This window comes from Streptomyces sp. DH12 (genome assembly GCF_020873895.1).
Taxonomy (GTDB): Bacteria; Actinomycetota; Actinomycetes; order Streptomycetales; family Streptomycetaceae; genus Streptomyces.
In genome coordinates this window covers 105,822-123,349 of the sequence record NZ_JAHWGT010000020.1, presented here as the reverse complement: position 1 = coordinate 123,349, position 17,528 = coordinate 105,822, and the positions used below count along the sequence as shown (strand labels likewise).

The following is a 17,528-nucleotide window of genomic DNA, read 5'->3' as shown; positions in this document are numbered from 1 at the left end:
TCCTAGGTGTGGGGTTGGCGGAGGGTGCAGTCCGCGCGCAGGTAGGTGCCGGGCTCCGACGGCTCGAACGTCGCGGTCACCTCCAGCACGCGGCCGGGCGGGCGCAGCTCGTCGCCGCGCCGCACGTCGGTGCCGGGCGCGAAGTACCAGGTCTCATCGAGCTGGGCGCCGGACTGGTCGGCGGCCTGCCGCTCGCGCGCGGACGGCTGGGAGCGGCGCCCGCGCGGGGTGGCGACCTGGGCCCAGATGGACTCCTGGCCGCCGCCGCCGTCATCGACCGTGGACAGCCGCCACACCGGCACGGCCGTGTTGAGGAGCCGGCCGACGCGGCTCATCGGGACCTCACCATGGCGATGCCGCCGCCGAAGCGGGCGCGCAGCTGCTCGCGCAGGTACTGCGGCAGCTCCATCTCCGTGATGCGGCCGTCGTCGCCGTACTGCACGGAGTAGTCCCCGATCCGCTCGGAGCGGATGTCCTTGGCGGCCAGGCCCTCCCCGCCGGGGGAGGAGCGGTAGGCCACCAGGGTGGTGACGGCGATCCGGCACACGAGGTCGACGATGTCGTCGGGGACCGCCGGCAGGCCGTGCGTGTAGGTGACGGCCACCTCGGCGGGCTCACCCCGGTACGACCAGCCGCGCCCCAGCCACAACCTGCCCGCGCGCAGCTTGTAGTCGGTGGCGTCCAGGGCGTCGCCGTCCACGGTGACCGCCTGCACCGACTGCACGGGTGGTCCCGGCAGGGTCAGCCAGGGCGACGGCTCACCGTCCAGGACGACGGTGGAGGTCGTCTGGCTGATCGGGACGCCGGCCGCGGTCCGGACGGCGGCGGAGGCGACGCGCAGGAAGGTGACCACGACGGTGGTCTCCGCCTCGTCGACGGTGACGCCGCGGTCCGTCAGGTCGGCCACCGTCGCCAGGGGGGTCAGTGCCACGGTGGCCTCCCCTCACTGGTCCTGGTCGGCGCCGTCGTCGCGGGCCGCGCCGTCGTGGGCGTCGGAGTTCTCGGTGGGCCGGGGGTCGTTGACCTTCGCCTCCACCCCGTCGGGGCGGGGGCCGCCGTCGTCCGCCCATTCCACGCGCGGGCGCGGGCCGCTGGCGCCGTCGCTCTTCTCCCGGCCGCCCTCGGTCGCCGTGCCCTCGGTGGTCTCGTTCGGGTCGGTGTTCTCAGTCGCCATGACCGTCGTCTCCGTCCTGTTCCGTGGTGGTGTCCGCGGTGGTCTCGGCCTGGGGGGCCGTCGCTTCGACGAGCTGCTGCTTCGTCATCGACTCCGCCGCCTCCCGCTCCATGCCGTGCTGGCTCACCGCGTAGGTGACCCAGTCGGCCTTCGGCGCGTTCTGCGCCGGCCGCTTGGGGGTGGTGTCCGTCTCGCCGGTGCTGGGCGCCTCGGCGTCCAGGGGCGTCCACTCGCCGGACTTGATCCGGGCGGTGATGGTCCGCTCGTCGAACGCGGGCCCGACCGTCACCACGAACGGCGCGCCGGCGGGGCCCTGGAACCTGAGCACGTCACCCGGGCGCATCAGATGATCACGTCCGCTGCGGCGATGCCGGTGGACCGGATGACCTTGGCGCCGTACAGGTGCAGGCCCTTCACGATGTCCGCGAAGCCCTTCTCCTTGCGGGTCGCCTCGGTCTTGTTGATCTGCTCGGCGTAGGTGACCGCGCCGTTGTACCCGGCGATCACGAGCTTGCCGGCGCCGGCGCCGGGCCCGTTGGGGGCGTTGTTGCTCTTGTGGATGGTGAATCCGGCGGCCTCGCCGACCCGGCCGTTGGCGCGGGTGGCGGCCGCGGCCGCGTCGCCGGTGCTGACGAACCGGTCGTCCTTCAGCAGCAGGCCGTAGAACGCCGGCGTGACCACGGCCCAGCGGCGCTCCTCGGGCACGTTGTCCTCGTCGAGGACGACGCCGAGGTCGACCAGCAGGTCGTAGGCGTCGGCCGGCGCGGCGAGGGTCTGCTCGGCGATGAGGTTCCCCGCGTCGACGCCGGCGGCCATGAGCCCGGCCACGTACTGGTCGGCGACGTCGCGCAGCTTGTACGCGGCCTTGCGGGCCTGCTCGGTGAGGACGGCGCCGCCGTTCATGGCCTGGCGCTTCTCGACGTCGTCGACCTCGAAGGCGAAGTACTTCGCCTGGTCGATGACGAGGGTGGAGTCGGTGTCGTCGACGTCCTCGATGACGATGTCGACGTGCGGGGTGTAGTTGCCGATCGTCGGGTCGGCCAGGCCCACGATGTGGACGGTGTCGCCGTACTGGGCGATGTCGCCCTCGTATTCGCGGTTCACGACGCCGGGCGCCGCGTAGACGAGGGACTTCTCCAGGGCGACCAGGAGGTCGGCGTTCCAGACTTCCGGCTTGAAGGCGCTGATGGCCATGGGTGTCTCCGTTCAGGGTTACGGGGAGGCGAGGTAGTCCGCCAGGCGGCCCTCTTCGCGGGCCTTGAGGATCTCGGCGTTCTTGCCCTCCGCGGCCAGGCGCTTGACGTCGGCCTCGGTGAGCTGGGCGGGCCGGCCAGTCCCCTTGCGGGCGCCGGAGTCTGCGGTCCCGTGGAACCGCGGGGTCTTGCCGCTTTGCGCGGCGAGGTAGGGCTTGGTCTTCAGCAGGTCGTCGATCGCGTCGGCGACCTCCTCGGCGTCGAGCTGGCCGTCGGCGTCCACCTCGAACTGGGACAGGTCCAGGAAGCGCAGGGCGTCGGCGGCGTCGGCCAGCTTCCCGGCGGCCGCCGCCTTCACCTCGGCGCGGACGATGCGTTCGTTGGCCTTGGCCATGGCGGCCTGCTCTGCCTGCCTCACAATCGCCTCGGGGTCGGGCTGGTCGCCGTCGGCGGGCTTGTCCCGCTCGGCCAGCTGCCGCTCCAGCTCCCGGCGTCGCTCCCGCTCGGCCTTCCACCTGTCCTTCATGGAGTCCAGGGCCTTCTTGCCCGGGTCGCCGAGCTGGTCGGCGCCCTCGGGGTCGTCGCCCTCGTCCGGCTCGCCGGCGTCGGGCGCCGTGCCGGCGGGCTCCAGGACGTCGTCGTCCGGCTCGTCGACGGCGGGGCCGTTGTCCACGGGGGCGTCGGGCGTGGGTGTGCTCATGGTGGTGTCTCCCGTTGCGGGTGAGAGGGGCCGCGCGTTGCGCGCGGTCAGACGATGTAGCCGTTGCGCTTCAGCAGCCGGATGGCGTGGTCGCGGTCGCCGTCGGCGAGCCGGTAGATCTCCTCCGGCATCAGCCGCACGGCCGAGGCGCGGGCGCGGGCCCCGGTGCCCTGGCCGAAGCGGACGCCGGCGGCCTTCTCGAACTTCGCCCGCTGCTGCCCGTACAGGCCCCGGCGGGTGGTGCCCTCGCTGGTGGCGCGCACCTCACGCCGGTAGCGGGTGGTCGTCGTCATGCCGCGCCGCGCGTTGACGACCTGCGCGATGTCGGCGCCGTCCCGGATCGCGGACGCCGCGGCGTCGCCGAACGCGCGCCGCTGCTGGGCCGCGGTCATCTGCTCGTACAGCGACCTCGGGGAGGCCAGCTCCCAGGTGTCCCCGGGCCGGCGCGGCGCCAGGGTGCAGTTGCACCGTGGGTGCCGCAGGAACCCTTCGCTGAGGCTGTACTCGGCGCCCGCCAGGATGATGCAGCGGGAGCAGGCGGGCAGCTCGACCACGCGCACGTAGGTGACGACGCGTGGGCGGGCGATCATCCCGGCCAGGTCGGCGATCCGACCGGCGTCCGCGATCAGGGAGCGGGTGACCATCTCCAGGAAGTACGCGCCGGACAGGATCGACATGGCGGTGGTGAAGCCGCGCCGCAGCCGGTTCAGGGCGATGGCCAGGGGATAGATCAGCGGCACCCCGATGTCCCCGGCCGCCTCCACGGCCGTCTCGGGGTTCACGGCGCCCTCCCCGGGGCCGGTCTCCTGCGTCAGCCACGGCTCCGCGGTGGACGCGGCCGCCATCTGCCCGGTCCGGATGAGCCCGGCGACCAGCGCCACGCGCGCCAGCCACGACTCCTCCACGCGGTCGGTGTCGACGGTGGACCACACCTGCCGCACGGCGGCCGCCGTGGTGGCGGCCTGCGCCGCCCGCTCCTGCTGGTGGTCCCGCGCGGTGGGCGGGGCGCTCACGCCGCTTCCTCGGCCGGATCGCCCTCGATGACGTCCGGCTCGTCGGCCGGCGCCGGGCGCTGGGCCATGAGCGCGGCCGCCGCGCCGAGCGGGTCGAGCTGGTTCTCCCGCTCGATCATCGCCAGCATGTCGACGACCTCGGCCGGGGTGAGCCCGTAGCGCAGGGCGAGGAACTCGAAGGGGAAGCCGATCTGCTTCAGCTTCAGCAGCGCGTCGGCCAGCTGCGCCTGGGAGCGGGACTCCGCATCCGCCCACAGTACGTACCCGGACCGCAGATCACGCGCCTTGTCGTCCTCGCCGCGGGCCAGGGCGATGAGCGCGAACACCTCTCGGATCGCCTGCCCGTACCAGAGCTGCTTCTCCTCGCACCGCTTGACCAGGCCGGTCTCGGCGGCCAGCAACGCATCAGCGCTGAGGTTGGCCATCTTGCCGATCAGGTAGTGCTGGGGGGTGCGGGTCTGGGCGGCGATGTGCCCGACGGCGACCTCGATCACCTTCGTGTACGCCTCCAGGTTGGCGGCCGTCCACTCGGCGACCTTGGCGTCCTTGCCGGTGATCCAGGCGATGCGGTCGGCGGCCAGCTTCTCCAGGTCCAGCGGCCTGTCCCCGATGACCTCGCCGGCCGCGTTGAGGACCGGGATCATCGGCCGCTCGGCCCCCAGCACGACGCGCTGGGGGAAGGCGGCGTAGTCGGACGCGGTGAACAGCTGCGCCCACAGCAGGTTCACCGCGTCCTGCATCGCCACCACGCCGGCCACGTCGGAGATCGGGTCGTCGACCAGCAACGGCCGGTTGACCAGCTCGACGACGGGGACCACGCCCATCGGGTTGGGCTGGGGGTTCGGCTCGTGGCGCATCTCGCGCGGCCGCCACGCGGCCAGCTGCGTGTCGACGGACGCCATGTCCTCGGTCTTCTGCGGGGCCTTCGCCACCGGCCGCACCGGCCGCTCGAACTTCCACACGGCATCCGGCAGGTACAGGACGGCCATGTACGTGTCGCCGTCCTGCCACCGGCGCAGTGCGGCGCGCCTGCGGCGGCGGGAGCCTGGCTCGTAGGCGACGATGCAGCTGGTGGCGTCCTCGAACGTCACCACCGGGGTCTCGTCGTCGTCCGGGTCGCCCCACACCAGCGCGAAGGAGCGGGCGGCCATCACCGCGCCGAGGAACCCCAGCTGGGAGTCGGCGTCGAGGCCGTTGACCTGCCAGACCCGCATCGACTCGGCGTCCGCCTTGTCAGCGCCATACGGCTTGATGCCGGTCACCGTCAGCCGCTCCACCGGCGAGTCGGACACGACCTGCACCCAGTTATCGGAGAAGTCGCGGTAGCGGTCGCCGTGGTAGTGGCGGAACTCGTCCGACGCGAACTTCAGGGCCTGGCGGCCGCGGTAGTACGCCTGGTAGGTCTCGATCGGACCGCACCGCCGGTCGAGCTCCCGCTCCAGTGTCTCGACCAGGGCCTTCGCCCTGTGGAGGTCCTCATCCTCGGCCACGCCAGACCCCCTCTCATGCGCCGTAGTAGTAGCTCTTGCGGGTGGTGGCCAGGCCGGCCGCGATCGCGTCGCCAGCCGCTTCGTGCGCGAGGACGGAGGTGACACAGGCGTCGATCTTCTGCGCCTCGGACGCCTTGGTCAGGACGTACCGGCCCTGCGGCCGCGCGGCTGCGCGGGTGTTTGCGACGTGCTCGGCGGTGATCGGGCACCCGTCGTGCGTGAAGCTCGTGTCCTGTTTCGTCACGTCGGTCTTCAGCCGCTCGCACGCCGCGTGCATCTGCACCACGCGCCGCGTGTACCAGCGGACCACCGTGCGCTCGCCGTACTTCTCCGCCCAGGCGTCCACCTCCGACTCCCAGTACGGCGGGTCGGCGTACAGCAGGACCACGTCGTAGGTGGCCATCACCTCGTCCATGGCGGCCTGGACCTCCAGGCGCGGGACTTGGCCGCCGTAGTCGGCCGGGTTCCACACGGTGGGCAGCCGGTCCGGCCCGTAGGCGGGGGTGAACTGGTGCCCGTCCAGCGTCTCCAGCCGGATCGCGGTGTGGTCGTCGATGTCCGACCCGTCGAAGCCGCCCACAACCCGCGTGCGCCGCTTCACCGGGCGCGGTGCGGCCACCGCCCGCGCATCCCACGCCGCGGCGTCCAGCCACGCCTCCGTCCCCGAGACGACGCGGTTGCCGAAGAAGCGCTCCGCCTGCGCGGGGTCGTGCTCCATCATCTCGGCGGCCTCGGCCTCGATCGCGTCCAGGTCGACGTGCGCCGACCCGGCGTAGACGATGCTGTGGATCTTCCGGCGCTGCCGCTTGTCCTTGTACGACAGGGACTTCGGGGCCTGCGGGTGGTAGCGGAAGATGTCCCGGCGCTTCGACGCCGCGGTGGTCTGCGCTACCGAATTCTCCGACGGGTCCCAGGTGTTCGTCGTCTCCATCGACCGGCCGCCCATGCCGGCGAGGCCGCGGCGCTGGGTCTCCGCCACCCGGCGCAGCTTGTTCGCCGCCGTCCACGTCCCCGTCTCGTCCTGCAGCGCGAAGTTGATGGGGTTGCCCAGCCGGGACAGTGCCGACGACGTCACGACGTCGATCCGGCCCGCGTCGCCTACGCGGACGAACTCCTCCCCGACCCGCAGCTGCTCAGCGAGCGGCCCCAGCCGCACCATGCTGCGCAGCGGCCGGTAGACGTTGGCGACCTGGTCCTCGCTGGACGCGGTGAGCTGGATCAGCGGCGTCGGCCACGGCTTCCCCATGGGGTCGCCCGGCTGGTACTCGTACCACCAGCCGCACGGGCAGCCGTGGTCCGCGCACCGGTAGCGCTCGCCGCCCCGGGCCCACCCGGCGAAGACGACCGGACCGACCGCCTCGGCCAGCACGATCGTCGCCGACCACGGGCCCTTGCCGGTCTTCTGCGGGGCCACGATCTGCGAGCGGCGGTAGTGGAATGCCGGCGCCAGCTGGCCCACGGTCGCCTCGGGGCGGACCCGGTAGTGGTTGACCGTGCACCACAGCTGCCACGGGTACAGCTCCATGCGGTCTCCCGCACGGAAGCCGTCCGGGATCGGGCAGTGCTCTTCGATCCAGTCCGGCACGACCCACAGGGTGGGGAAGTCGACGAGGAACCCGGCGTCAGGCGCCTTCGCCACTGGGCACGACCCTCAGCCGGTCGCGCGCGCTCGGGCGCCGTGCGGGCGCGGCTGCGGGCGCGGTCTGCTCTGCCACCTCGGCGGCCGGGGCGACCTTCCACCGGTTGCGCAGCATGCCCGCCACGCTGAGCCCGAGACTGTCGAGGTAGCTGCGGACCATCTTCTTGACGTCAACCCGGCAGTCCGGCCGCTCGGCCTCCGCCAGGGTCCGGCAGAACAGAGCGACCTCGAGAACCTGCTCCAGCGCCTCCCAAGCGACGGCCTGCGGCTTGGCCCACAGGTCTTCCCACAGCGCGGCCTCGCGGTCGGTCTGCTCGGACAGCGGCCACTCGGGCGCCGGTCCGGTCCGGCCCTCCGCCGGCAGCGTCGTCCACCCGCCAGCCTGCACCGACTTGGCAGACCTCAGAGAGTTCGGGTCCGGCGGCGGGCCGGATGCGGCGTGTCCCCCTCGGGGCATGTCGATCACTCCTCCACGCTGCATTGCGCAGCACGAGAGCCGCCACCTTGCGTGACAGCCGACGAGTCCTGCTATTGCTCGGTGCCGAGCTCCAGCCGCAGCCGCCCCAGCAGGGCCTGCGAGAGGCACAAGTGACGCCCGGTCTTGGTCGCCTGCTGAACGGCCGGGTCAGGCGACTGGTAGGCGGCAACCAGCAGGCGCAGCCAGTCGCTGTCGACCCACACGGTGCTGCCGTGGACGCACCGGAGCTTGGTCGGCTGGTGACGGCTTGGCGGACAGCCGAGCTCGACCAGCGGAGACGAGTAGCGGCCGATCATGAGGTGACAGTTCGGATGCTCGGAGAGCCCTTCAGCAATGGCTTCCTCGGCGGCCTCTGGCGTTCTGTACTCGCCCGCCTCGGTGGCGGGGTCGTGGGAGAGGCAGAGGATGCGGTAGGTGCTGCTCACGTCGACTCCGATAGGTGACTGATGGTGGCGGCCGGCGGACCCTCTGACCCGGCGGACCAGGCAGAGCCCTCCCCGGCGTTCCGGCACCCCTACCGGGAAGGGGTCACCCCCCAGGGCCCCGGTCACCATGCGTGACGCCTGGGCGTCCGCCCGAGGCTGCTGTCACTGCTCCCGGTCGTTCCAGCCCCCGGGCTGGTGCCGCGCGGTCTCTCGGGAGTGGTGGGCCTTGGTCATGGCCTGGAGGTTGGCCCAGTCGTGGCCGCGCGGGCCAAGGGGGCCGAGGCCGTCGCGGTGGTTGACCTCGGTAGCGCGGGGGCGCAGCAGGGCGGGCAGGGCCGCGCACTCGTCGCACTCGCAGTAGGGGTGCGCGCGGAGGTAGGCGGCGCGGGTGCGGAACCAGGCGGCGTCGTAGCCCTTGGTGGCGGCGGTGGGGCGTGCTCGGCGCGCCTTGGCCTGGCACGCGTCGCAGCGGCCGGCGCGGGTGAGGGCGGGGCACCCGGGAGTGGGGCAGACCTGCAGCGCTCTACGTGTCACGGTGGGCAGGGTGTCGGGCAGCGCTCCGCAGGGCCGCAGCGCGGTCGACGAACCCGGAGCTGCTGCCACAGGTGCAGACGAAGCAGAGTCGGCCGGTGGCTTCACCGCAGGCCCAGCCGTCCGCGGGCGGCAGGGGGCGTAGTTCAGCAACGAGGTGAAATCTGTGCACGTTGCCTCCAGGTACGACGAAGGCCCCGCGGGTGGGCGGGGCCGTGAGGTTCGTGGCGCCAGTTGAGGGCACAGTTGTACACCGCGATCGTCACACAGTGGCTGACCTGCGGTCAAGCGGTGGCACGGGCTTGGCGTTGTGCGAGGACGGCGGCGACGTCTTCGGCGCGGTACCAAGGGTGGCGCTCGGTGCCTCCGGCACGCTTGAGGCGGCCTCGGTAGACGAGGTTGCGGACGCCGCCGGGGCTGGTTCCCAGGGCACGGGCGACGTCGTGGGTGCCGTAGTAGCCGGGCGGGATGTACTCGGTGTCCATGCCCTCATGATGCGGCAGGCCCCGCCGCGTCGGGGGGACGCGCGGCGGGGCCGGTCTCGGGGTGGCAGGTGGTCAGTGGCCGCAGCGCGGTCGCGTCCACCAGCCGCAGTGGGCGCAGTAGTCGAGGCGAAGGGCGGTGAGGAGGCGGGTCATCGGGTCACCCCCTTCGCGAGGGTGTGGTGTCGGACGGCGTCGGCGGGGTCGTGGACGACCCGGCCTGCGGCGCCGATGTGCTCTACACGGAACCCCTCTCCGGGGGTGTCGGTCGGGGCGTTGTTGGCGTTGGCGTTGGCGTCTGACCTGCAACAACAACGCCCCTCCTGGGGCTCCTCGCCCTCGGGGGGAGCGGGCGGGATGTCGTCCCGGTGGACACCCGGCCCGTTCGCGGTGGGCCCGCGGACTCCCTTGTGCGGGATGCCGGCCTGGTCCAGGAGCCGCTTCACCTCCTTGGTGCCGGCGGGGCTGTCGGGCAGGCCGAGGTGCTCGCGGAGGCGGGTGAGGAGGACGCCGCTGCCGCCCTCCGCGGCCAGCGTCCGAAGCGCCTCGGCGACGTTCGGGGCGGTCTCCTCCACGGGCTCCCCCGCGGGCTCCTCCCCCTCGGCGGTGGTCTCGCGGCGGCGGTCGTGCCAGGCGCGGCCGCGCTGCCAGCCGTGGGTGAGCATCGCGCCGAGCACGACGTAGGCCGTCTCGGGGGCGGTGTGGACGACCAGGGCGGCTCCCCCGACGCCGATGGCGCCGATGACGCAGCCTCCGGCGGCCCGCGCAGCCGCACTCGGCTCCTCCAGGTGCTCGGCGGCCGGCTCGACGGAGGTCATCCGACGGCCCCGTACAGCGCCCCACCGGCCCAGTTGACGGTCTCGGCGAGGGGGACGGCGGCGGCCCCGGCGATGCCGGCGGAGCTGCCGAGGCAGAACCCGCACCAGGCGCCGGCCTTGATGTCGCCGCCGCGGCTGGACTTCTTGGCGGCGACGAGAACGACAGCGGTGAGGATCACCATGAGGGCGGCGCCGGTGCGGGTGAGGGGCTGGTAGGCGGTGCGGCCGGCGGGTCCGGTGTCGCCTCCGACGCCCCAGACGATGGCGACGTCGCCGAGCCAGGAGGAGATCCAGACGGCGGTGTCGGCGATCCAGCCGACGAGGCCGCCGAGGCTGAGGATGGCGAGGGCGCCGTAGGCCCAGGCGAGGAGGAACGGCAGGAGTCGGGAGACGGCGCCGAGGGGGTCGTGCTGGAGGGGCTTGAGGCCGGGCCACCAGCGGATAAGGGTGGCGGCGAGGATGGCCAGTCCGACGGTGACGCCGCCGAGGGTGACGATGGTCATGGGTGCCTCAGTGGAGGAGGGCCGCGCCGAGCACGGCGAGGACGACGAGGACGGTGGGGAGGAGCGCGGGCGCGGCGGGCCGGGTGCGGCAGGCGTAGAGGCCGAGTGCGGCGGCGACCGCGCAGAGCGGGAAGAGCGCGGCCATCAGTTGTAGCCGCCGCCGCCGCGGCCGACGCCGTCGCCGGCCGGGGGCTCGGGGAGGGGCGGCTGCTCCGGGGGCTTGGCCTTGCCGTCGAGGTAGCGGCGGACGGTCTCCAGCCGGACGGGGCGCCCCATCATCCGGGTCACCTCGCGGTGCACGTCGACCTCGTCGTAGAAGCCGCGACCGACGGCCAGGCGGGTGGCGTCCAGCACGTTAGCCGGGGTCCGGATCGGGTCCGGATCGCGGTCCGGGCTGGTCAGCGGCGCCGCCGGGGCTGGGGCGGGTGACGGGCCGGGACGCTCGATCCGGACCTGGGGCGGCTCGTGGCCGAGGACGAGCGCGACCTGGACGGCGGACACCGGTACCCCGTAGGAGGTGAGTTCGGCGGCGAGTTCGGCGGGCGGCGTGTTGGGCTTCGCGGAGTGTGCGAAGCGGATGGCGTCGACCGGGTCCATATCGGTGAAGTGGTCGCGGAGCGCGGCGGTGGCGCTGCGGGGCCGGTCGGGACGGGGGCCGGATTCGGTCCGGACCGGGTCCGTGCTGGTCACGTGAGCGACGGCGCGCGCCTTGGTCGCCTTCCACGCCTGCTCGCTCGCGAGGATCCAGCCCCACGCTCCGTACCGGGGCAGGGTGACGGCACGCTCGCCGGCGGCGGCGCGGCGCCGGGCGCGGGTGGCCGCCCAAGCGAGGTCGGCCACGATAAGCAGCGCGACGGTCGGCGCGGCGAACAGCAGCAGGGCGACCACGCCGCCGTCGATGTGGTCGGCGTGCTTGGCGTTGAGGATGACGGAGATGCCAGCCAGGCCGAGGACGGCCACGCGCGGCCCGGCGGCCGAGCGGTCCTCGGCCGTCGCGGTGGAGGCGAGGTAGAGGCAGGCAAGCGCGGCGCCGTCGAACACGGCGGCGACGAGGTAGGCGAGCTGCTCGGGGACGTCGTAGATGTCGTGGGCGACGACGTACAGGGACCAGGCGGCCATCCCGGCGGCGGCGGCGCCGATGAGGGCGAGGCTGGCCCACCAGACGATGCGGTTCATGGTGCTGCTCCGGGGAGTGTGGGGGCCGGGCCCGCGGGTGTGGGGTGCGCGCGGGCCCGGCCGGTCGGCGGGGTCAGCGGCGGGTATTGGCGGCCGCGGAGTCCTGGGCGTGGGCCACCGCGAGGGCGCGCTGGTCGCGGGCGGCGGCCTGGGTGGCCGGGTTCTGCGCGTGGACGTAGGCGGCGCGGGCCTCGGCCTGGAGGGCGGCGACGTGCTCGGCCTCGGTCGGAGTCTGGTCGCGGTTCACTGGCCACCATCCCGGAGGGCGGCCAGTTCGCGGGCCATGCGCCTCAGCCGCGCCGTGTGCTCCACCAGGGCGGCGGCCAGGCGGACGATGTCGGCCGGGGCAAGCGTCCGGGCGAACGGGGCGGCCTCGACGTACAGGCCGGGCCCGCGCCGGGCCGGGTCCTCGGCGAAGGGGTAGGCGACGACCTCGGCGTGCCACAGGGGCCGGTCGTCGTAGCCGAGCGTCCGCGCCGGGCCCGCGTGGCACAGGTCCGTGCGGTTCTCCACCGGCTGGTCGACGTGGCCGGTGCACCACCCGGGTTCGGCGACGGTGACCGGGCCGTGGTCCAGCGTCTGGACGGTGACGGTACGGGCGGTCACCGGCCGGCCTCGGAGTGCCGGTAGCTGCTGGTGGGGTGCTCGGCGAGCCGGGCCCGCAGGTAGTCCGCGGACCACCCCGGCTCGTCGCCGCGGTCGAGGACGTTGTCGAGGGCGATCTGCGCGTGCATCACGCGGTCGGCGATGATCCGGGCGCGGATCTCGTCGTCGCCGATGGTGGCGGCGTAGGGGATGGCGATGGCGTCGCGCACCGCGGACAGCAGGGTCCGCAGCTCGGCGGCGCTGGCGTCGCGGCCGGTCGCGCGCCGGGAGGCGCCGCCCTGCTGGGCGACCTGGGCGGCGGTCTCGCGGATGGTGGGCGTGGTCCGCGGCTCGATCGGGCGGCGGACGTAGCCGGCGGCGATGAGACGGCGGCCGCCGCTGATCTGCGCGCATGCGGGCGCGCTAAGGTGCTGGTGGTCCATGACGAGGTCCTGTCTCGTTCGTGGGCTGGAGGGTCGGGCGGTGCGATCGCCCCGGGTGCGCCAACACCTGGGAGCTGCTGTCCGGCCCTCGCTGTCTATTCGGTTGTGGTGGCGCCCGGCTTGGGCGCCTTTTTGCGCTGGTCCCTCTTGAGCGCCTGGTCGATGGCCTGCCAGCTGCGTCCGAGGTCGCGGGCGACCTCGGCGACGGTGCCGAGTTCGGCGATGCCGTCGCGGAGCGCTGCGGCTCGGCGTGAGGCAGCCTCGGATGCGGCTCGGTTGAGCTGCGCCAACAGCTCTTCTTCGTCGCGTACCCGGTCCCGCCAGGGCTTCGGTTCCATCACGCCGACCATATCCAACAGGGGGGTTGGATGCAAGACGGTCACGCCGGTTCCTTCGTCTGGAAGTGCAGCAGCAGCAGCCAGTCCCGCTCCGACTCGTACACGTAGGAGCACCACCGGCACTGCACCCGGGGCTGCCCCGGCAGGCGCGTGATCACCGCGCCGCACACGACCCCCTCCCCGTCGACCGCGACACACGTACCCAGCCGCTGCCGCCGCGGCGGCGGCTCCCCGACGATCGACAGTCCGGCCCGTTCCAGTTCCCGCACCTCTCGCGCGAGCTCGCCGGCGGCCGGGTAGTGGGCGACGATCCAGTCCAGCTCCATCCGAAGCCATCGGCATGCCGGCGCCAGCCCGGCGTGCGGCGGGGCGCTCCGCTCCGGCCAGCGCACGCGTTGCACGTCCTCGCGCCACGATTCGACGACGGCGGCCATGTGACCGTGGGGGCCCGCCAGGTCGAGGACTTCCTCGTTGAGCGGGGACCGCGGGCCAGCCGGCGCGGCCGCGGTGTACTCGGCCAAGCCGCGACGGGCGGGCACAAGGTGCGCGGCCAGTTCCGTGTGCAGGTCAGGCAGGGCAGCAAGGGCCTTCGCGAGGGCGACGGTGTGCCGCTCGCACAGGTACCGGCCGCTGGTCTCCTCACCGCACAGCTCGCAGGTGATCACCGGCGTGCCTCCGTGTGCTGCGGGCCGCCGGCGGGCCGGGCGCCCGCCGAGGCGGCGCCGGCGGGCGCCCGGCCCTTCTCGATCGTCGCCGTGGCGCGGGCGAGGCTCGGCCCGACCTCGTCGACGTCCAGCTCGAACACGGTCCGCTTCACGCCCTCACGGTCCTCGTATGACCGCTGCTTGAGGCGGCCCTGCACGATCACGCGGGTACCGCGGGCGATGGACTCGGCGACGTTCTCGGCAGCCTGACGCCACACCGAGCAGGTGAGGAACAGCGGCTCGCCGTCCTTCCACTCGTTGGACTGCCGGTCGAGCGTGCGAGGGGTGCAGGCCACCCGGACCTTCGCGACGGCGGTGCCGGACGGGGTGAAGCGGAGCTCGGGGTCGTCGACCAGGTTGCCGACGACGGTGACCAAGGTTTCGCCAGCCATGGCGACCTCCATCTGTGGTGTGCGGAGCGGGAGGCCGGGCCCGATGACCGCGGGGCCGGCCGGCGTTGCACGAGTGGGGTGTGGTCGGACGGTTCGGAGCGCCCCGAACCGTCCGGCTGGAGTCCGACTACGTCAGCTCGTCCGGCGCAAGGACCTCGCCGTCGGCACGGATGATCTGGTCGAGGTCGCCGAGCGTCCAGGTGCGGCCGTCCAGGACGAAGACCGGGTGCACGTTGTGGTCCGGCGTGCCGTCAGTGCCGATGTGCCGCTGGGCGGCCCAGGCGACGATCGGGCAAACCTTGCGGTCGCCGGAGCTGGGAGAGGTGACGACGATCTGCCAGCCGGGGGTGGCGGGGACAAGGCCGGTGATCTCGTTGGCGTCGCGCGGGAGCGGGTTGTTCACTGCGATCTCCTTCGAGGCGGTAGGGGGGACAGGGGGGACGCCGTTTGTCCCCCCCTCTCTCGCGCGCTATGCGAGTCGAGAGTAAGTTGATCTTGATCTCTCATTTGCGCTGGTCAGCGCGCTCTCTGGGTGCGAGGTAGTTTCACGTCGAACGATTCCGGCCGGTTCCCGGGACGGGAGGGGGGGACAAGAGGCGTCCCCCCAAGCGATGTCCCCCCCCCGGGCGTCCCCCCCTCATGACGGGGGGACAGGGCCGGGAACGAACTTCCCCTCCGCCTCCACGACCCACTCACGCAGCACCGCGTAGGCGAAGGCATCGACGAGGTACCTCTTGTCCCGGCCGGCGACCTTGGCGCGCACCGTCTTGCGCGTCTGCGGTCCGCCATCCCGGGTGAGCACGGCGATGCGCAGGGCCAGCCGCTCTACGGCTCGCTCGGAGCGCTTCTCCTCGGCGAGCTGCTTCGCGTGGTCGACGCGCACCTCCTCCTCGATGCGGGCGATGGTGCGCCGCTCCTGCTCGGCCCGGCGCTGGGCCGTGGTGTACGCCAGCACTGCATCGCGAGTCGAACACGACGCCTCCCACAACATCCGGGCCAGTGCCCAGTCCTCGGGGTTCACGTGCCGACGCCCGGAGAGGATGGCCAGCAGCGACGCGAGCTTCACGCGCATCACCGGAGCCTGCGAGTCGAGCTGGTTGAACTCGGCCGGGTTCAGCTGGCCGCGGACCTTCGCGAGGTCGGCGGCACGCAGCTCGGCCCTGATCGCCTCGTCGAAGGTGACCAGAACGAAGCGGCTCGCCTCATCGCCGGGCGGCGCGGTCGCCGCTTCCCGCCACGCGTGCAGCTCTCCGGGCCATGTCGGCGGAACGTCGGGGATGGACGGGTCGATGACCTGCACCCACACGAACCGCTGCGGGGTGCCTTCGGCGACCTCCTCGAACAGCGGGGCTACGGTCTCCGGCTGGAACCCGACCAGCAAGCCAAGGCTGTACGAGCCGCTCGGGATGTACCGGCTGGTGTCCTTGCTGGCGTTGGTCTGGCCCAGCGTTTGCCCCACGGCCGCGCTGCGAAGGGTCTCACCGAGGGTGGAACCGGACCGCTCCTTCATCAGCCGGGTGATCGTGGCGCCTTCGTCGACGTAGAAGAAGGCGTTGTGCCGGACCTGCTTGCGGACGTTCACGGTGACCGGTGTCTCCGTGCCGCCGCGGCCCTTGCGTACCTCGCCGGTCTCTTCCTCGACCATGCCCATAAACACCTCGGCGATGCCCTCGCCGGATCCCAGCGGCAGGCCGTCGCGGAAGTCCAACTCGGGTGGGGCGGGCATGAGGCGGTCGGCGACCTCCACGCCCGTGGACTTGCCGATGCCGGACGGCCCGATGATCCCGCCGAACAGGTTCAGTGACGCGTACCCGGCGATGCCGGTGTCGGCGCGGATGCGGTGTGACACCAGGGACGACAGCCGGGTGAGGACCGACAGGAGTGCGACATCGCCGGAGCGGGTGCGGGAGTGGCCGGCCTGGCGGATGTGCTGCAGCTCTGGCCGGGCGGCCCAGAACTCTTCCGGGATCAGGCCCGGCACCGGCTCGGGGCCCTGGTCGTCGGGCTTGCCCGGGCCGGGGCCGTCGGTCGGCTCCTCCGGTTCGGCGTACCCGTGGTCGATGTCGCTCCAGTCGATGTCCTCGCCACCGAGCAGGTCCCGGAGATCGGGCGTCCCGGCGGCGTGAGAGGCCGGCGGCCACGGCGTCCTGGGGTGCTGCATTCCGCTGTGGAGCCCGGACTCGATACTCGGCCTGGCCCGGCGCTCGGGGTGGTTGCCCGCGAGGGCCGCCGACAGGAGCGCCTCGCGGGCCTCGGCCTCGCTGAGCGCGCCCGTCGCGACGAGCGTGCCCGCGTTGAACGCGGCCCGGTTGATCGTGTTGTTCTGGTCGCCGTCCGGGGCGCTGATGATCAGGTCGCACTCGGTCTGCAGCGCCTTGCGCGTGTACGAGTCGAGCCGATCGGAAGGCACCCGGAAAGACCCGCGTGCCGCGCCGGACGGATGCTGCGGCGGCACCTGCGTGCCCAGCTTGGCCAGGGCGGCGTCAACGCCCCGCTGGATGTCCTCGGACGTTGTCACGCGGCCCTCCGCCCCTGCGGCGTGAGCACCGCGGGCCAGACGGAGTCGGGCTGGAGGAAGCAGCCGTGTCCGGACCACCGGTACCGGCCGCCACTGCTGTGCATGGACGGCGCGAGCAGGATGTATCCGTTGTGCTTGACGTCCAGGCCGGGCCCAAGGGTGCCGGGCAGGGGCACGCCCGGCGTGCGGTAGATGATGTGGAGCCCACCCCCGCCGGTGAGCTGCATGACGGTGCCGGGTAGCACGCCGACGCGCTGCTCGAGGACGACGAGGGACTGGTCCCCTCCGTGCCGGGGGTCGATGTCGAGGACGGCCCACCCGTTCAGTGCGCACGGCGCGCCGATGTTCGCATCCGGCTGCTCGGCCCACCACTGCCGGACGAGCTGCACGTCGGTCGTCGCCGCGTGGAAGCCGTGGCAGGTGCGCGCCGAGCACCGGCACTCCTCGGGGCGGTGCTCGATGTAGAAGGGGTTCGGCCGCCTCTCGGTTGGCGGCCGGCACCGGACGCAGTTGGCAAACGGAGCCTTGTCCGGACGGACGCGGAAGACGCGGATGCCTGCCGAGGCGTAGGCGACAGCCGCGCCCGGCAGGTCTGGCGGGATCTCCAGGGTCTGGGTCGTCACCGGGCCACCGCCGGGAAGTAGTAGATGCCGGTCGGACGGCTGACGCAGCGCGACCGCCTGGGGCAGACGCGCGGCGCCGCTTCGAGGCCGGCGGGGTGGATGTGCTGGTGGTCGCAGAACGGGCAGTCGACGACGAGCAGGGCGAGGGATTCGCCGTCCTCGCCCCGGCTGCTGCGGCAGACGACGAGCCGGGCCGCGGCGGCGGCCATGCCGAGCCGCTCGGGCGCCTGGCTCGTCTCCTTGGTCTGCGTGGTGTCCTCCCCGAAGAGGGGGAGGGCGATGGTGCTGTTCACGAACGTGCTC

27 protein-coding genes are annotated in these 17,528 nt (G+C 73.0%); all 27 read right to left on the bottom strand.

All coding sequences use genetic code 11. From position 1 onward, the window contains the following. Positions 1 to 2: 2 nt before the first annotated feature. The 27 genes from LPA54_RS20030 to LPA54_RS19900 all read right to left on the bottom strand — a co-directional run bounded on the left by LPA54_RS20030 (position 3) and on the right by LPA54_RS19900 (position 17,518). A complete protein-coding gene (locus tag LPA54_RS20030) occupies positions 3 to 335 on the bottom strand; it encodes a head-tail adaptor protein (RefSeq protein ID WP_228979715.1) in 333 nt (110 codons plus the stop codon). After that, a complete protein-coding gene (locus LPA54_RS20025; protein ID WP_228979713.1) occupies positions 332 to 931 on the bottom strand; it encodes a hypothetical protein in 600 nt (199 codons plus the stop codon). Before LPA54_RS20025 ends, LPA54_RS20030 begins: the two co-directional genes overlap by 4 nt. A gap of 12 nt (positions 932 to 943) precedes the next feature. Beyond that, a complete protein-coding gene (locus LPA54_RS20020) occupies positions 944 to 1,174 on the bottom strand; it encodes a hypothetical protein (RefSeq protein WP_228979706.1) in 231 nt (76 codons plus the stop codon). Next, on the bottom strand, positions 1,164 to 1,517 hold the full coding sequence (locus tag LPA54_RS20015; protein ID WP_228979704.1) for a hypothetical protein: 354 nt from the start codon (positions 1,515 to 1,517) through the stop codon (positions 1,164 to 1,166). The genes LPA54_RS20020 and LPA54_RS20015 overlap by 11 nt, the downstream gene beginning before the upstream one ends. Further along, on the bottom strand, positions 1,517 to 2,368 hold the full coding sequence (locus LPA54_RS20010) for a N4-gp56 family major capsid protein (protein ID WP_228979702.1): 852 nt from the start codon (positions 2,366 to 2,368) through the stop codon (positions 1,517 to 1,519). The genes LPA54_RS20015 and LPA54_RS20010 overlap by 1 nt, the downstream gene beginning before the upstream one ends. Positions 2,369 to 2,386: 18 nt before the next feature. Then, the gene (locus LPA54_RS20005) at positions 2,387 to 3,067 is read right to left on the bottom strand and encodes a hypothetical protein (RefSeq protein WP_228979700.1); all 681 of its coding nucleotides are present in this window, start codon (positions 3,065 to 3,067) and stop codon (positions 2,387 to 2,389) included. 47 nt (positions 3,068 to 3,114) lie between these two features. Further along, positions 3,115 to 4,080 (bottom strand): hypothetical protein, encoded by a 966-nt coding sequence (locus LPA54_RS20000; protein WP_228979698.1) that lies wholly within the window; start codon positions 4,078 to 4,080, stop codon positions 3,115 to 3,117. After that, a complete protein-coding gene (locus LPA54_RS19995; protein WP_228979696.1) occupies positions 4,077 to 5,570 on the bottom strand; it encodes a phage portal protein in 1,494 nt (497 codons plus the stop codon). The genes LPA54_RS20000 and LPA54_RS19995 overlap by 4 nt, the downstream gene beginning before the upstream one ends. A 13-nt stretch (positions 5,571 to 5,583) precedes the next feature. After that, a complete protein-coding gene (locus LPA54_RS19990) occupies positions 5,584 to 7,209 on the bottom strand; it encodes a hypothetical protein (RefSeq protein WP_228979694.1) in 1,626 nt (541 codons plus the stop codon). Next, positions 7,193 to 7,666, bottom strand: coding sequence for a hypothetical protein (locus tag LPA54_RS19985; protein ID WP_228979783.1), 474 nt, complete (start codon positions 7,664 to 7,666; stop codon positions 7,193 to 7,195). Before LPA54_RS19985 ends, LPA54_RS19990 begins: the two co-directional genes overlap by 17 nt. 71 nt (positions 7,667 to 7,737) lie before the next feature. Then, a complete protein-coding gene (locus tag LPA54_RS19980) occupies positions 7,738 to 8,112 on the bottom strand; it encodes a hypothetical protein (protein ID WP_228979692.1) in 375 nt (124 codons plus the stop codon). A 162-nt stretch (positions 8,113 to 8,274) separates the two neighbouring features. Further along, a complete protein-coding gene (locus LPA54_RS19975) occupies positions 8,275 to 8,646 on the bottom strand; it encodes an HNH endonuclease (RefSeq protein ID WP_228979787.1) in 372 nt (123 codons plus the stop codon). Between the two features lie 281 nt (positions 8,647 to 8,927). After that, the gene (locus LPA54_RS19970; RefSeq protein ID WP_228979690.1) at positions 8,928 to 9,128 is read right to left on the bottom strand and encodes a helix-turn-helix domain-containing protein; all 201 of its coding nucleotides are present in this window, start codon (positions 9,126 to 9,128) and stop codon (positions 8,928 to 8,930) included. Positions 9,129 to 9,277: 149 nt separating this feature from the next. Continuing rightward, positions 9,278 to 9,943, bottom strand: a complete 666-nt coding sequence (locus LPA54_RS19965) for a hypothetical protein (RefSeq protein ID WP_228979689.1) — start codon at positions 9,941 to 9,943, stop codon at positions 9,278 to 9,280. After that, positions 9,940 to 10,446, bottom strand: a complete 507-nt coding sequence (locus LPA54_RS19960) for a hypothetical protein (RefSeq protein ID WP_228979688.1) — start codon at positions 10,444 to 10,446, stop codon at positions 9,940 to 9,942. The genes LPA54_RS19965 and LPA54_RS19960 overlap by 4 nt, the downstream gene beginning before the upstream one ends. A 7-nt stretch (positions 10,447 to 10,453) precedes the next feature. Then, on the bottom strand, positions 10,454 to 10,591 hold the full coding sequence (locus tag LPA54_RS19955) for a hypothetical protein (protein WP_228979686.1): 138 nt from the start codon (positions 10,589 to 10,591) through the stop codon (positions 10,454 to 10,456). Then, positions 10,591 to 11,622, bottom strand: coding sequence for a DUF2637 domain-containing protein (locus LPA54_RS19950; protein ID WP_228979685.1), 1,032 nt, complete (start codon positions 11,620 to 11,622; stop codon positions 10,591 to 10,593). Before LPA54_RS19950 ends, LPA54_RS19955 begins: the two co-directional genes overlap by 1 nt. Before the next feature lie 73 nt (positions 11,623 to 11,695). Continuing rightward, complete coding sequence (locus LPA54_RS19945; protein WP_228979682.1) at positions 11,696 to 11,869, bottom strand: hypothetical protein; 174 nt, start codon at positions 11,867 to 11,869, stop codon at positions 11,696 to 11,698. Beyond that, positions 11,866 to 12,228, bottom strand: coding sequence for a hypothetical protein (locus LPA54_RS19940; protein ID WP_228979681.1), 363 nt, complete (start codon positions 12,226 to 12,228; stop codon positions 11,866 to 11,868). Before LPA54_RS19940 ends, LPA54_RS19945 begins: the two co-directional genes overlap by 4 nt. Next, entirely contained in the window at positions 12,225 to 12,650 is a 426-nt protein-coding gene (locus tag LPA54_RS19935) for a hypothetical protein (RefSeq protein ID WP_228979677.1), read from the bottom strand. Before LPA54_RS19935 ends, LPA54_RS19940 begins: the two co-directional genes overlap by 4 nt. A gap of 95 nt (positions 12,651 to 12,745) precedes the next feature. After that, positions 12,746 to 13,033, bottom strand: a complete 288-nt coding sequence (locus tag LPA54_RS19930; RefSeq protein ID WP_228979675.1) for a hypothetical protein — start codon at positions 13,031 to 13,033, stop codon at positions 12,746 to 12,748. Next, entirely contained in the window at positions 13,030 to 13,653 is a 624-nt protein-coding gene (locus LPA54_RS19925) for a hypothetical protein (RefSeq protein ID WP_228979673.1), read from the bottom strand. Before LPA54_RS19925 ends, LPA54_RS19930 begins: the two co-directional genes overlap by 4 nt. Next, positions 13,650 to 14,084, bottom strand: a complete 435-nt coding sequence (locus tag LPA54_RS19920) for a single-stranded DNA-binding protein (RefSeq protein WP_267487360.1) — start codon at positions 14,082 to 14,084, stop codon at positions 13,650 to 13,652. The genes LPA54_RS19925 and LPA54_RS19920 overlap by 4 nt, the downstream gene beginning before the upstream one ends. A 127-nt stretch (positions 14,085 to 14,211) precedes the next feature. After that, positions 14,212 to 14,487 (bottom strand): hypothetical protein, encoded by a 276-nt coding sequence (locus LPA54_RS19915; protein WP_228979672.1) that lies wholly within the window; start codon positions 14,485 to 14,487, stop codon positions 14,212 to 14,214. 234 nt (positions 14,488 to 14,721) lie between these two features. Further along, positions 14,722 to 16,602, bottom strand: a complete 1,881-nt coding sequence (locus LPA54_RS19910) for a hypothetical protein (protein WP_228979670.1) — start codon at positions 16,600 to 16,602, stop codon at positions 14,722 to 14,724. Then, positions 16,599 to 17,225, bottom strand: coding sequence for a bifunctional DNA primase/polymerase (locus tag LPA54_RS19905; protein WP_228979668.1), 627 nt, complete (start codon positions 17,223 to 17,225; stop codon positions 16,599 to 16,601). Before LPA54_RS19905 ends, LPA54_RS19910 begins: the two co-directional genes overlap by 4 nt. Then, on the bottom strand, positions 17,222 to 17,518 hold the full coding sequence (locus tag LPA54_RS19900; protein ID WP_228979665.1) for a hypothetical protein: 297 nt from the start codon (positions 17,516 to 17,518) through the stop codon (positions 17,222 to 17,224). Before LPA54_RS19900 ends, LPA54_RS19905 begins: the two co-directional genes overlap by 4 nt. Positions 17,519 to 17,528: the final 10 nt, after the last annotated feature.